This window comes from Bacillus sp. ISL-77, from assembly GCF_018613105.1.
In genome coordinates this window covers 65,757-79,248 of sequence record NZ_JAGGQY010000007.1, presented here as the reverse complement: position 1 = coordinate 79,248, position 13,492 = coordinate 65,757, and the positions used below count along the sequence as shown (strand labels likewise).

The 13,492-nt window shown below is 37.5% G+C and carries 17 protein-coding genes; 5 read left to right on the top strand and 12 right to left on the bottom strand.

The annotated features are described in order from the left end of the window. The first annotated feature begins 122 nt into the window (after positions 1-122). Entirely contained in the window at positions 123-581 is a 459-nt protein-coding gene (locus J7E77_RS02235; protein WP_214712047.1) for a Dps family protein, read from the top strand. Between the two features lie 184 nt (positions 582-765). On the opposite strand, the gene J7E77_RS02230 is transcribed toward J7E77_RS02235, so the two are convergent. From J7E77_RS02230 to J7E77_RS02195, 8 genes are read right to left on the bottom strand one after another with little or no spacing between them, the layout of a single operon-like run. Beyond that, positions 766-1,365: a PP2C family serine/threonine-protein phosphatase gene (locus J7E77_RS02230; RefSeq protein ID WP_214712046.1), complete on the bottom strand. Its 600-nt coding sequence runs from the start codon at positions 1,363-1,365 to the stop codon at positions 766-768. Next, complete coding sequence (gene sigB / locus J7E77_RS02225; RefSeq protein ID WP_214712045.1) at positions 1,358-2,155, bottom strand: RNA polymerase sigma factor SigB; 798 nt, start codon at positions 2,153-2,155, stop codon at positions 1,358-1,360. Before sigB ends, J7E77_RS02230 begins: the two co-directional genes overlap by 8 nt. Beyond that, positions 2,121-2,603 carry an anti-sigma B factor RsbW gene (gene rsbW / locus J7E77_RS02220; protein WP_214712044.1) on the bottom strand — a complete coding sequence of 161 codons (483 nt, stop codon included), beginning with the start codon at positions 2,601-2,603 and terminating at the stop codon, positions 2,121-2,123. Before rsbW ends, sigB begins: the two co-directional genes overlap by 35 nt. Before the next feature lie 14 nt (positions 2,604-2,617). Next, positions 2,618-2,932 carry an anti-sigma factor antagonist gene (locus J7E77_RS02215; protein ID WP_214712042.1) on the bottom strand — a complete coding sequence of 105 codons (315 nt, stop codon included), beginning with the start codon at positions 2,930-2,932 and terminating at the stop codon, positions 2,618-2,620. A gap of 58 nt (positions 2,933-2,990) precedes the next feature. Further along, positions 2,991-3,989, bottom strand: a complete 999-nt coding sequence (locus J7E77_RS02210; RefSeq protein ID WP_374102940.1) for a PP2C family protein-serine/threonine phosphatase — start codon at positions 3,987-3,989, stop codon at positions 2,991-2,993. Between the two features lie 13 nt (positions 3,990-4,002). Further along, positions 4,003-4,404 (bottom strand): anti-sigma regulatory factor, encoded by a 402-nt coding sequence (locus tag J7E77_RS02205; protein ID WP_214712038.1) that lies wholly within the window; start codon positions 4,402-4,404, stop codon positions 4,003-4,005. Next, on the bottom strand, positions 4,383-4,769 hold the full coding sequence (locus tag J7E77_RS02200) for an STAS domain-containing protein (RefSeq protein ID WP_251027972.1): 387 nt from the start codon (positions 4,767-4,769) through the stop codon (positions 4,383-4,385). The genes J7E77_RS02205 and J7E77_RS02200 overlap by 22 nt, the downstream gene beginning before the upstream one ends. 2 nt (positions 4,770-4,771) lie before the next feature. After that, the gene (locus J7E77_RS02195; RefSeq protein WP_214712036.1) at positions 4,772-5,590 is read right to left on the bottom strand and encodes an STAS domain-containing protein; all 819 of its coding nucleotides are present in this window, start codon (positions 5,588-5,590) and stop codon (positions 4,772-4,774) included. Between the two features lie 233 nt (positions 5,591-5,823). Between J7E77_RS02195 and J7E77_RS02190 the strand changes: the two genes are divergently transcribed. Continuing rightward, entirely contained in the window at positions 5,824-6,231 is a 408-nt protein-coding gene (locus tag J7E77_RS02190; protein WP_214712078.1) for a hypothetical protein, read from the top strand. Between the two features lie 195 nt (positions 6,232-6,426). Here the strand turns inward: J7E77_RS02190 and J7E77_RS02185 are convergent, their stop codons facing one another. Then, positions 6,427-6,777, bottom strand: a complete 351-nt coding sequence (locus J7E77_RS02185) for a hypothetical protein (RefSeq protein WP_214712034.1) — start codon at positions 6,775-6,777, stop codon at positions 6,427-6,429. 357 nt (positions 6,778-7,134) lie between these two features. Further along, positions 7,135-8,079, bottom strand: coding sequence for a magnesium transporter CorA family protein (locus J7E77_RS02180; protein WP_214712033.1), 945 nt, complete (start codon positions 8,077-8,079; stop codon positions 7,135-7,137). A gap of 170 nt (positions 8,080-8,249) precedes the next feature. Between J7E77_RS02180 and J7E77_RS02175 the strand changes: the two genes are divergently transcribed. The 3 genes from J7E77_RS02175 (at position 8,250) to J7E77_RS02165 (ending at position 10,260) form a co-directional block, all read left to right on the top strand. Continuing rightward, positions 8,250-8,519, top strand: a complete 270-nt coding sequence (locus J7E77_RS02175) for a hypothetical protein (RefSeq protein ID WP_098932403.1) — start codon at positions 8,250-8,252, stop codon at positions 8,517-8,519. Positions 8,520-8,577: 58 nt separating this feature from the next. After that, the gene (locus J7E77_RS02170) at positions 8,578-9,306 is read left to right on the top strand and encodes a hypothetical protein (RefSeq protein WP_214712032.1); all 729 of its coding nucleotides are present in this window, start codon (positions 8,578-8,580) and stop codon (positions 9,304-9,306) included. A gap of 129 nt (positions 9,307-9,435) precedes the next feature. Then, entirely contained in the window at positions 9,436-10,260 is an 825-nt protein-coding gene (locus J7E77_RS02165) for an STAS domain-containing protein (protein ID WP_214712031.1), read from the top strand. A 62-nt stretch (positions 10,261-10,322) separates the two neighbouring features. On the opposite strand, the gene J7E77_RS02160 is transcribed toward J7E77_RS02165, so the two are convergent. Both J7E77_RS02160 and J7E77_RS02155 read right to left on the bottom strand, forming a co-directional pair. Further along, the gene (locus J7E77_RS02160) at positions 10,323-11,618 is read right to left on the bottom strand and encodes a hemolysin family protein (RefSeq protein ID WP_214712030.1); all 1,296 of its coding nucleotides are present in this window, start codon (positions 11,616-11,618) and stop codon (positions 10,323-10,325) included. A 110-nt stretch (positions 11,619-11,728) separates the two neighbouring features. Then, complete coding sequence (locus J7E77_RS02155; RefSeq protein WP_214712029.1) at positions 11,729-13,234, bottom strand: mechanosensitive ion channel; 1,506 nt, start codon at positions 13,232-13,234, stop codon at positions 11,729-11,731. Between the last annotated feature and the right edge of the window lie 258 nt (positions 13,235-13,492).

Genomic DNA, 13,492 nt, shown 5'->3' with positions numbered 1-13,492 from the left:
AGGGAACAGGCACACGCCTTTCGATAAACTTTCTTGGAAAAATTTTTTATATGGTTTCAAATGATGTAGTCCGGGGTATGGAATAGATATCAACACTATTCCACTAAACGGAGGTAATGAAAATGGCAAAAGTAAAAGAAAAAAATAGTTTAGTAACAGAGACTCTCAACACACAGGTAGCTAATTTCTCAGTTCTTTATATGAAGCTGCACCACTACCACTGGTATGTAAAAGGTGAAAATTTCTTCACCCTGCATCCTAAATTTGAAGAATTGTATAAGGAGTCGGCGCTCCATCTTGATACCATCGCTGAAAGAATGCTTTCACTAGGAAAATTACCAACGGCGACACTAAAGGAGCAATTACAGATCTCTTCCATCAAGGAAGCCGCGGGCGACGAAAATGCCGAGGGAATGATTCAGACACTGGCTGATGATTTTAACACCATCTGCACCGAGCTTACAGAGGGAATCACCTTGGCCGAGGACAACGATGATCAACCTACGGCTGATCTGTTCATTGCGATTCGCACTTCCTTAGAAAAGCACAGATGGATGCTCGAAGCCTATCTGGCAGAATAAATGTATTGTGAAAGGGTGTCAGCTTTACAGCTGACACCCTTTTTTCTCTCTCACGGGCACTCTGAACTCCTGACAGTGACCGTCCCTGCCTTTTTTCCCTCTCATTGGCACTGTTGAACGGACAAAACAAAACACGTATCCAAAAACGGTTGGATACGTGTTTTGTTACGCTTATAATAGTAGGTTACAAGAGTTGACCGATAATATAGGTTAAGTCATCATTCCGTGTCTTCGTATACATTTTTAAATGATTCGACATCTCTTCAATGGATCGAATACTTGATAATAAATGTTTAATGGCGGGAATATAAATCCCGTCCGTATGAATAATAAACTTTGCATCTTTTTCATACGTAAACGTTTCAATTCCATATTTTTGCGGCTTTCCAGATAAATATCCATAGACAGGGACTGGGTTGAAAAATTGACCTGAGGGCGAATAAAGAACAAAGCGAATGTTTCCTACGGAGCTATAAGTAATTTTTTTACGTAAAAAGTCTACCTTAAATAGAGATACGGTTGCACCTCTTTTATCCTTAAGGACTTTATTACAATAATCGATTAATACATCGACCTTTTCATAATGGTATTGTTCTACCACTTCCCGAATCGCGTTAGACGAGGCATGTGCGTATATCCCGCTTCCCAAACCGTCCGCAACGGCACAAATGAAATAATCATCGGTTGTCTTAATAAAAAAACTATCGCCGTTACACACATTACCTTCCTTTTGAATCTGATAAACTAAGGTTTGAATATATTGATTTGATTCAAGTTCAAGCATTTGTTACTCCTGTATTGGCATCATCTTTGTTTAGTGCCTGTCGTAATTTTTGAATCGCCTTTTTTTGAAGACGAGATACATGCATCTGAGAAATCCCCAAGGACTCTCCTGTTTCTTTCTGACTCTTATTAGCGATAAATGTAAACATGAGAATTTCTTTTTCTCGTTCTGATAGCACATGCAGAACACTCTCAAGCAAGAGCCTTTGGTCGACTCTTTTGAAACCATCATCATGCGATCCGATGGTGTCGAGAATTGTAACCGTGCTGCCATCTGAGCCCGTTTCAATTGAACGATCCACAGATACGGCTTGATAACTTTTACCCATCTCCATCGCTTCTAATACTTCTTCTTCCGAAACGTCCAAATGCTCGGCAATTTCATGGATCTTTGGTGACCTTTGATGTTGATTGGTCAGTTCATCGACAACTGTCTTAATTTTCGTCCATAATTCCTTTACCCGTCTCGGGACATGGACTCCCCATGTTTTATCCCTTAAGTAACGTTTGATTTCTCCAATAACTGTTGGTATTAAAAATGTTTCAAAGGATGATCCAAGTTCCGGATCATATCTTCGTATTGCACCCAATAGCCCGACTATTCCTATTTGCATGAGATCCTCATGAAAGTTGCCGCCTTTTGAATATTTCATCACAAGGCTTCCGACTAGCGGAGTATAGTGGTCTACTAATATTTCTTGAGATGACTTACTCTCATTTAGCTGAAAGTCTTTGATTAGGGCGTTGATTTCTTCCTTAGTTCTCTTCATAGTTCGAAATGGTTGTGTCATGATTTACACGCTCCCCACTTAAATACTTCACCATGAAGACCGTAACTCCGGAATGGTCAAATACATGGACTTCATCCATGAGCGTTTCCATCAAATATAGACCCAACCCTCCCTCCACCAGTTGGTCGGTTGTAGTTGAGGCGGAATATGGGCCTAGTTTGTCCCTTGTCTGTTCAAAATTAAAACTCTCTCCATTATCAGCGATCATAATTTCTAGTTTATTTTCATAAATTCCAAATCCAACAATTGTTTCTCCGCCGGCATTATCTTTGTAAGCATGTTGAACGGCATTCGTACATGCCTCACTGACGGCAATCTTTAAATCTTCAATCTCCTCATATGCGTATCCCATTCTGCTGGCAATTCCTGATAACGTTAATCGGATTACCCCTACATATTCCGGCTTAGCAGGCATTTTCACTTCAATGTAGTCAACTAATTGTTTCATTGTACCCCACCTCTCTAGTTCGTAGAAATATCAATGATGTTGCTTAAACCTGTAATTTGAAAGAGTCGTTCCAAGCGGTCTGACAAGTCTACGAGCTTTAATTCACCATCATTTTTCATTATTAGTTTGAATAAACCAATAAATACACCTAGGCCAGTACTATCAATATATGACACATCTTTTAAACTGACGATCAGCGATTGGTTTTGCTCTTCAGCGAGTGGTAATAGTTCCTCTCGTAGCTTTGGTGCAGTGTATGCATCTATTTCTCCTGCAACAAAAACGAATGTCTTCCTATTATTTTGGTGTTTATCAACTTTTAAATCCATTCATTATCACCTCAGGAATTTAATCTATTTTTATGTACTTACCCGCACCCATGGAAGATTAAACCTTTCTTCGAAAAATAATTAGCGTAAAATCATCATTCATTTCAAAGTTCTGCATCTTTTCCAACTCACGATAAATTTGTTCCACCATTTCTTGGGCGGTTAATTGCTTATATTTTTGAATTAAGTCAGTTATCACCGAACGTTCGATAAAACCATCTTCTGTTCTTGCTTCCGTCACTCCATCCGATAATAAGACAATCATATCCCCGGGTTCCACTTGTTTTTGATACTGCTCATATGTAAAGTTCTGGTCCACGCCTAATACTAGACCTTTTGTCACGAGATCCTCAAATGAATTCGTAACGGAATGATAATAGAATCCTTGTTCATGCCCTGCTGCTCCATAGGTAAAGGAATGATTAACTGTATCGTACATCCCATAGAACATGGTAATAAACATACCTTCATCCAGATTATCTTCTACGACTCTATTTATACTTTCTAAAACAAAGTGAGGACTTTTCCTAGACTCTGGTAAACTATCGATTGCATACTTGATCATCGACATACAAATGGCTGCAGGTATTCCTTTACCAATTACATCTGCAACGGCTATATGAATACTCTGCCCCTCCTGAATAAAGTGATAAAAATCCCCATTCATTTGTTTGGCAGGAACACTTGTCGCGCCAATATCTAAATCGTCCATTTGCGGAATGGATGTTTCTAGTAAATTTTCTTGAATGCTTGCCGCAATTTCAATTTCTGATTTTATTTCAAGCTGTTGATCCCGCATGCTTTGATGCTCCTGGTAGGCTAAGCCATAGTCCATCATCACCTCTAAAAGAAAATCAAAGGACAATAAGACCTCTTTTTGAATATCCGGAAAAATTTCTTTCAACGCTTCACTATGTAAACTGACAATTTCCTCAGGAGAAATTTGCTGTAAAATCGATTTTCTACTAAATAGTTGTGCTTGGTACAAAGCTTTTTCGGATGATTCTTTCAGATAACTGCGAAGCAAATGCCGATACCTTGATTTGAAAATTTCCATAGCAAGCATCCTCCTAACGAGTCCATTTTACCGTCTTAATAATCGTACCTTCCTCTAGTGAAGAGGTAATATCAAATTCATCCATTAAGCGCTTAACCCCCGGTAATCCCGCTCCTAACCCACCTGATGTAGAATATCCATCTTCCATCACTTTTCTAATATCCTGAATTCCTGGTCCATTATCAGCAGCGATCACCTTTATACCACGTTTATCCCGTCCATCTATGCGTTCAATCCGTATTTCACCTTGCCCTGCATATAAATAAATATTACGTGCAAGCTCAGAAATCGCTGTCGTGATTCTTGCTTGGTCAACTGTACCAAATTCAAGCTCTTTGGCAACATTTCTGCCTAGTTGCCTAGCTGCAACGATATCCCATTCGGTAATAATTTTCACATAGGATTCGTTCTCCATGCTTTCTCCCCCAACTCCCGTTGTAGTGTTTCTAACCCCTTTTCTAAATCTAGTGCTGTAAGCACCTCTTGAAGATGGATTCCTAGTTCAACTAATGTAATGGCTACAGCTGGTTGGATGCCCGTTAAAACTACTTTTGCCCCCATCAGTTTGGACATACTAATAACATCGCCTAGTACTTTTGCAATAAACGAATCAATCACATCGATAGACGTTAAATCGATGACTACACCATTCGATTCTGTTTCATGGATTTTATGAAGCAAATCTTCTTGAAATTGTATTGCCGTTTGATCATCAAGTTCCCACTGAATAGAAATAAGCAGGCAGTTATATAACTTTAGTATAGGTATTCTAGCGACCATTATTATTCCTCCGTTGATATGACCTTTCGATTCGTCATTTCCAAGGCAGCCTCAATTCCTTTTTGTAAGCTATTTTTTGTCATGACTTGAGTTAAATTAATTCCTAAATTAACGATTGTTTGTGCAATCTCTGGACGAATCCCAACGATTAAACATTTTGCTCCTACTAATCTTACGGCTTCGGATGCCTGAATAATATGGTGGGCAACCATCGTGTCTACGACAGGAACTCCTGTGATATCCATTAATACAACTTGGGCGCGATGCTTAACAATCCCTTGTAATAAATTTTCCATAATCGATTTTGCTCTTTCTGTGTCAATGGTTCCAACTAACGGCATGATCGTAATATTTTCAAAAATCGGGATAAGCGGGGCAGATAGCTCTTGAAGCGCAATTTTTTGTAAGGATACAGTTCTTTGCCAAGTTTCAGCATACTGATTAAACACTGCAACGTTGATCGGACTAATCCATTTGTCAAAATCCAAAATAAATTCAACTTGTTCCTTTTCTGAAGTCTTATCTGCCATCGGAAAGAAAACAATTTTTCCAAATTCACTTAAACAGTCCATAATAAAACCTAATGTCCAGCCGAGTTGAACTATTTTTTGAGTAAATTCACTTATCTTGCTTTCACTATTTTTGGTAGAACTATTAATTAGTAAATTTATATAATCATTACAAATATTGATATAAACTTTCTCTGATATCACATTAGCTGCTCTTTGTTCATCCATAAGTATTAGTTTTTCCGACCACTCTTTTAAAATTTGCTCCCGATTCGTTTGAACATATTCTACTATCTGATTTGCTTTTTCCATTCATTTACCACCTAAATATATCTTCGAAGTTCGAAGAAATTATTTGTTATCTAGAATTATACCAATTTATGCAAGCTAAAAAATGAAGAAAATGGCATAGACTTTTTGCCCTAATATCTTCCATGTTTTAAACGAAAAAAAAGGGGTACATACAAGATAGAACTATATCTTCAGGTAATATGGGTTTGTTGTAAATTTACCTAAACTAATTTTTTCAAATAGGAGGAGACGCAATGGATAAAGAGAAAATGCTCCAACAGTTTAAGGATTATGGATTTGAACAAGTAGAGTATTTAGGGAACTCCACGTATCGATTGAATATCATGAGTGATGTGACAGGAGCTTCATACCCACTGTACGTAAAAACGGACACCTCCGAAAAAGGCGGTATGTTCGTTCATTTTGAGGAAGCCGACTTTGAAGAAAATGATACCGTCCCGCTCCAGGTCCGCAGTGCAGCACTCGATATGCTGAAAGAATTAAAGCTATTATCCGTACCCCCATCAGTTGAAAAAAATAATAATGGTTCGATGGCACAGGATTTAGGCGAAATGAAGAAACTCGGCAAGGAAATGAGTAATATGAAAACCGGTACTCAGCAGCTGGAAGAAGAAAATCTGATTCCTGATCCGCTCCAATAGCAGCAACATCCTAGTAACGGTCCTCTATAGGAGGCCGTTATTTTTGTTTGGACAATCACATGAAAGAAACGAGGCTTGCACAAGTCGAATATAAAACGCGAACATGACGAGTGATCATTCACTCGTCATATCCTTATCATTCAAATTATATTTTTATAGTTCCTTTCAAGTTAAGCCGACTTATAGATTTGATTTCTATTCCTGATTGTTAGAATTGGCGTTCTTACCCTGTTTCTCAGTCTCTTGATAAGGTTCTTGCCTGTAATTCTTGGAATTGAGATCGTCACCTGGCTGCCCCATCTCTTGAGCGTTGTAATTTCTAGACTCAGTCTCTCTTCCTGGCTGTCTTATCTCTTGATTGAAATTCCTAGAATCGCCCTCTCTATCTGGCTGCCTCATCTCTTCATTAAAATTCCTAGAATTGGATTCGTCACTTTGCGGATTTTCAAATTCCTGATATGCATCTTGTTCGGGTTTCTTAAAAGTAGTATCATCTTTACGGCCTGCTTCTTCCCTACTGATTGTCTCACTAGTATTCTTTGCCATTTGATTTTCCTCCTTTTAATTTTAAAAATTTCACTTCAGGTTAACTTGTAACCTTAATTATGTTGTACCACCCTTTGTAGGAACCTAAACTCTTTTTGATAGATTTGTTACTTCTGAACTATCTATCATCTATCGAAATCCTTTTCTATCAAGCCAATCATTCCATTATTTGAATTTGTTAAACTTGGCTGTTGATTTCCGCTCCAGGCGCTTCGCTTTCCGCGGGCGGTCCGGGGAGCCTCCTCGTCGCTGCGCTCCTGCGGGGTCTCCCCTGCCCCGTCCTCCCGCAGGAGTCTTCGCGCCTTCCGCTCCAATCAACAGGGTGCCAAAATCAACAATATGCTTTAACATAGCCTATTATTTAAAAAACGATCCTTTCTTTTTCCCTCTTAATAGGTCACCGGTCCAGCCATTAAATTTCAAAAATCCATAAAGTAGGATGGTTGAGGCTATAATTAGAATGACTGACATAATATAGCCGAACTTCCATTCTAGTTCCGGCATATGCTTGAAATTCATCCCCCATAATGACCCAAACGCCATGACCGGGGTAAAGATCGTTGTGATGACCGTTAAGGTTTTCATAATTTCATTTCCACGATGGGATGAGATGACTTCCTCCAAATTAATGATTGAATCAAGCTCATGTTCATATTCATTGAGCAATTCAACCGCCCGTTCAATCCGTTTACACGTCGTCTTAAAAATATCCCCCGTGCTTACCTCATTTAGATTGATCTCCTCTATCCCCATTTTTAACTCTTTTATCGGGATTAATAAATTCTTCCAGACTAATAGTTCATGCCTTTGCGTATAGATTTTTTCAAGAATACTCGTTTCATTTCGTTTCCGAACACTCCAGATTAGTGTTTTTAACGCATCTTCAAATTGGTCGATCTCATACAACATTTCATTCATAAGTTCTCCCAAAAAAATTAAAAAGCCATCTACCGGATTTTCCGTTCGATCAATGAGCCTGAGAAGGTCCTCCGTATGGATATGTTTAAAGGAAGACAGCATCAGATCAACTGTAATCAACTGATCCGTACTTACATAAAAATGAAAGATTTTATAATCTAGTTCCTCTTCAAAATTTTGCTGATAAATAAGTGAACCGGTCACAACCTTTTTTCCATTATCAAGTGTTTTTATCCGTAAGAAATTTGTTTTATGTTCCTGCAGCTGTTCCAGCCATCCGGTGCTCCCGCAGTTAACATTTTCAATAATTGGTTCTATTCGTTCACTGTCGTTTTTGTCAAATTGATACCACTTCCATTTGTTCGGTCCGATAGTTTTCTCCATAGAATCTCCTTTTGATAAAAGTTTTCCTAATTAAATCCCCTAATTTTCAAAAAATGAAACATTAAAAATAGGTTTTAAATCTAAGGAAACGGGTATGAAAGGATTAATAGAACTTAGTTGGAATGAAGTCCTATTTTAAGAGATTGTTAAAATCTAAAGGAGGTCTTGATATGAAACGAGTTTTGCCTATTACATCATTGGTTGTGGTTGGAATGGGGGCATCTGCAGCGATGTGGTTATCTTCTAAACCGAACAGAGTAAAAGCAGAGAGTGTCTTAAGAGACTGGAAACGTAAAATTAAACCTTCTCCTTTTGATAAAAGTGAAACACTCCCGATTGAAAAAGGAGGACACCCGCATCCACATGATCTAGAAGATAATAATATGGTCAGCGAAGGGGCTATGTATTCGGTTCAATTTTTTAATGAGAAAATGCAGTGATAAATGGTTGGGGCACGTTACTGCCCCAGCTAATTTTTTGACCATTTGAGGTGGTAAAATGAATTTATTTTTTTTACTCATCTATTTCATCATCATTACAGCCGTTATCGAAATTTACGTGGTTTTATTTCGGTTAACAGGGCTCAAATTGGAGATTTCAAGATTTCAGGTCATATCTTTGATGACAGGCACTGGCTTTACTACAGGAGAATCCGAGCTTATTTTAGGTCACCCCATTCGAAGAAAACTTGCCACTTTCCTGATTCTGTTTGGGGCCTTCTCCCTTGCAGTGATTATTTCATCAATTAGCAATTTCCTTTCTGACGATCTTAGAATGAATGACATTTTATTTGTAGCAGGTGGTGTCCTGCTAGTCTTTGGGGTATTAAAGCTGGCATGCATCCAGAAATTATTATCGAAATTATTTCATAAAAAAATGAAACAGAATATTGAGCTTGGTGATTTGCCCATCCGGGACGTATTTTTAACAGACAAAGAAGATTATCTACTAAATCTGCATGTCTATAAAGACTCTTCTCTCGCTTTCAAAACGATAAATCAAATAATAAACGAGCATGATCAGTTAGACTTTGTTGCCCTATTCATAAAAAGAGGTGAATTGAAGATTAGAAGAAACATCTACAATGAAAAAATCCATGAAGGAGATCAGCTGTTTTTATTTGGAGAAAAAGAGGTTATCACCGAGTATTTTAAAGATGATATTCACATCATGGAGGAAAATTTAAAGAATCAAAGTCACACACCGTTAACAAGGCCATTTAGTTGAAGCAAGGAAAAAATCTTATTTTTTTTGCAAAAAAAATGTTTAACTGTCCAAAAAAGCGGGTAATGGATAATTGGCAGGTTAGAGTAGAAGCCTCGAAATAACATTTTTTTATATGAGGAGGAACAAACGGTGAATACCTTTTATGACACTAGAAATATTTCGGCTTATATTATCGAAAACAAAGAAGAATTTCAGAATAAGCTGTTATCTGAGGCTGTCAATGTTGCCTCTAATATTGAGAAAATTTTAACCGCTGGAAATATTGATCTTTTGAAAAACGCTCAAAAGCTAGTTCTTTACGTTGTGGAAAATAGAACAGATGACCTCATTACTTTTGCTAATGAAGAAGGAGTGGCTTGGGCGAGATATTCTTTAACTCTGGCGTTCAAACTAGAATGGGTACATGCCATTAGACGTGCCTTATGGCATTTTATAAAACTTTATGATCAATTAAATGAGAAAGGTAATTATATTGAAGATTTTTTCGAATTGGAACATAAGGTTAATGACGGGATTGATGAATTTCTAAACACCTTTTTCATTAGCTATTCACAGTATAAAGATGAATTAATTCTTTCTCAAAGGAAATTAGTTGAACATCTCTCGGTTCCAATCATACCAGTTAGCTCAACTGTAGCTGTATTGCCGTTGATTGGTACGTTTGATTCTTATCGAATGGATATTATTGAAGAAAAAGTATTAACGGATATATTAAGGTTAAGGATTCTTACATTGATTATTGACCTTTCGGGAATATCGGACATGGACGAAGGTACGATTTCTGATTTTCAAAAAGTATTGATTGGCGTAACGTTAATGGGTGCTAAATCAGTCATAACTGGATTACGCCCTGAACTTGTAAGAAGAATGGTTAATTTAGGAATCGATCTTCACAGTTATACAGAGACAAAAGCAACGTTACAGCAAACATTAAATGAACATCTTGTTGTTTAGCACTCACAGTATTTAGAAAGAAATATTTAGAAGAGCTTGGATATTCCAAGCCTTCTTTTGTTTTAAATCTTTTTTACTTCTAAATTCGAAATGTGATAACCACTGATCGTGTGGACTTTGAATAGATATCCTTCTGTTACAACTTCACTTCCTTTTTGGGAGTCAAGGTTTTGTGATAGAAACCAGCCGCCAATTGTAATTATTCCTGCAGTCGCTAAGCTTGTCCCGAGTAAATCATTTACGTCCTCTATTAATAGTTTTGCATCTACTAAATAATGGTTTTCCTTGATCTTTTGAATCTCTGCAACTTCATCCGCATCAAATTCATCTCTAACTTCTCCGACGATTTCCTCAATAATATCTTCAACCGTAACCAAACCAGAAGTCCCACCGTATTCATCCATTAGAATGGCCATATGTGTACGTTCTTTTTGCATTTTCACCAATAGGTCATGAATGGGAATGGTTTCGATCACGTAAATAACAGGATTGATATAGGATTTTACCTTCAACTCTTCCTTATTTCCTTTATTCATTATTTTAGCTGTTAAGAGTGCTTTAACGTTTATGATACCGATGATATTATCTATATCACCGTCCATTACTGGATATCGAGTATAATTTTCGCTTTTCACCCTCTTAATAACTTCATTAATCGTGTCGTCCAACGTAAGGCTGCTAATTTCCGTGCGAGGGACCATGATTTCTTTTGCCAATCTCTCATCAAATTCAAAAATATTGTTTACATATCGTAATTCATTCTGATTAATCTCCCCACTCTTATAGCTTTCTAACAAGAGGATCCGCAGCTCTTCTTCGGAGTGAGCTGATTCTTGTTCGGATGCTGGATTTAAGCCAAATAGACCAGCCAACAGACGAGCAGAACCATTTAATAGCCAGATAAACGGAAACATGATTTTGTTAAACCATATGATTGGCCGAGAGAAGTAAAGCGTTACAATCTCCGCTTTTTGGATTGCTACTGTTTTAGGCGCCAATTCACCAATTACTACATGTAAAAAGGTAACTGAGGCAAAGGCAAGCCCAAAGGATAAAATATGTGTAACAGATTCATTTAGGTTGAGTACCGTTAACAATGGGTGCAGCAGCTTTTCTACCGTTGGTTCTCCTAACCACCCCAACCCGAGTGCCGTTACTGTGATTCCCAGTTGGCAGGTTGAAAGATATTCATCGAGATGGGATACTACCTTTTTAGCTGCAACAGCACCCTTCTTTCCTTCCGCAATCAATTGATCAATCCTGGATGGTCGTACTTTTACAATGGCAAATTCGATTGCGACAAAAAATCCAGTAAGTGCGATTAATAGTGTGATTAAAAGTAAATTTATTATCATCAAGAGAAGCTTCACTCCCTCTCTTTTATTAAAAATAACAATCCGAAATCATCTGAGTTTCGGATTGTTATTTGTGCGATCAGGTAACAACCTGTCCCTTTTGCTTAAATCTTTTATTCTATTATTTTCTTGTCTATTTTATTATCTAGCTTGCCTAAATATTTCGTGGCAAATTCCTTTCCCCCTAGACCGAAGGCGAGGCCGAATGCTAATGCTACTCCACCTAATACGAGAATAAAGGCCGCATTTACGATGGAATGAGCAACACGAAGCTGGTCTAATGCCATAAAGACAGTAACTGCAAAGATTGCATATTTCCCAACAGCTGCAAGTGTCCGCGAGTAGCTGTTCCTTAAAATGTTTTGTAAAATACGTTCTACTAAATGACCTAAATATAATCCAACTCCTAAAATAACTAGTGCAGCGAATAACATCGGTAAATAAGCAATCACGCCTGTGGCAAGAGTCACTAAGAACTCTAAGTGGACAATTTGTAATGCTTCCACTGTAAATAATAAAACAATCACTATTTTTGCGAGCATACCAACGATTTGTGAAAGATTGTACTTGGATGGCTCTGGATTTAATGAGCCAATGCCCATATGGTGAAATAAATTATTAAATTTTAAGCGCCAGAGCATTTGAGTAACCATTTTTTCGACCCATTTTCCAAGCCATAAGCCCACTAAGATTAAGATTACCGCCACAGCGATGTTTGGAATGAGGGAGAGCACATGATGAAGCATCGTTATGGCCGGGTCAGAAATTCCTTTTAGATCGAGTTTTTCTAAGGCTGTAATAATCGTCGGAATTAAGATTAAGATAAACGCAATATTGCCGATCATACTTGAAAGAGTGGTTCCCTCTCCTGTTGGGCTTAACCCAAACCTTTGACCCATTCTCTCCGTACCAATACTTCTTAAAAAGTTTGTTAGAATATCACGGACAATTTTTGCAATAAGCCAGCCGACAAAGACAATCAGTGCGGCAGCAAATAACTTAGGTATAAAGGCAAGCAAAGTTGAGAGGGTGTTTGCGAAAGGTTCAGAAACACCTTCCATTTGCAATGCATCTAAGACCCCTGGTAAAAATAGTAAGAAAACAAAGTAGAAAAGAGCTTTTGCGATACTGTTTACCTTACTTACAGCATCCGCTGGATTATTTGTCATCTTCCATTTGACTAAAAGACGTTCAAAACGAAACATTGCAGAGGCCTTTTTAAAGAGCATACGAACGAGTGAGGCAACTGCCCAAGCTAGTAGTAATATTAGAGCAGCTTTTAAAACGTTCGGAATCGCTGCTGTAATGATTGATAACATTTGAACCAGTGGTGTGGCAATCAAGCTTAAGTTCAGCATATTAAAAAAGATAATCCACACAAACACTAGTAAAATATAATAAACAATTTTTCCAATAATCACTTCAGAAGAATATTTTCTCTTTTCAAAGTTTGAAAAAAGCTTATCATCAAAGCGTGTTTTCTTTAAAATTGCCTCGACACCTTTTCCGATACTCTTAGCAATCAGCCAGCCAACTAATAATACAAGAAGGGCAAACAGCAAGTTCGGAAGCTGGTTAAAATAAGAGTACCAACCCGTCATCATTTGATTCATATCCATAGTATCGATCTCCTTTTCCCCATTTTTTTCAGTTTCCAACTTATTTACGTAAGTAAGTTTTCTATTGGATATATAACCCTAATAAAAGAAATGAAACCTTATTTTTTTACTAGTTGGTTCAATCCCCAGCAAATAAAATTTTTTTAAATGGTAATCAAAGGCTTTTTAAAAAATGGCCTTTAATAGAAAGAAAACGATTTTTTACTCTGGATGGATCATTCACCCCTTATTTTTGAAAAAAAAATGAGGTTTCGTATT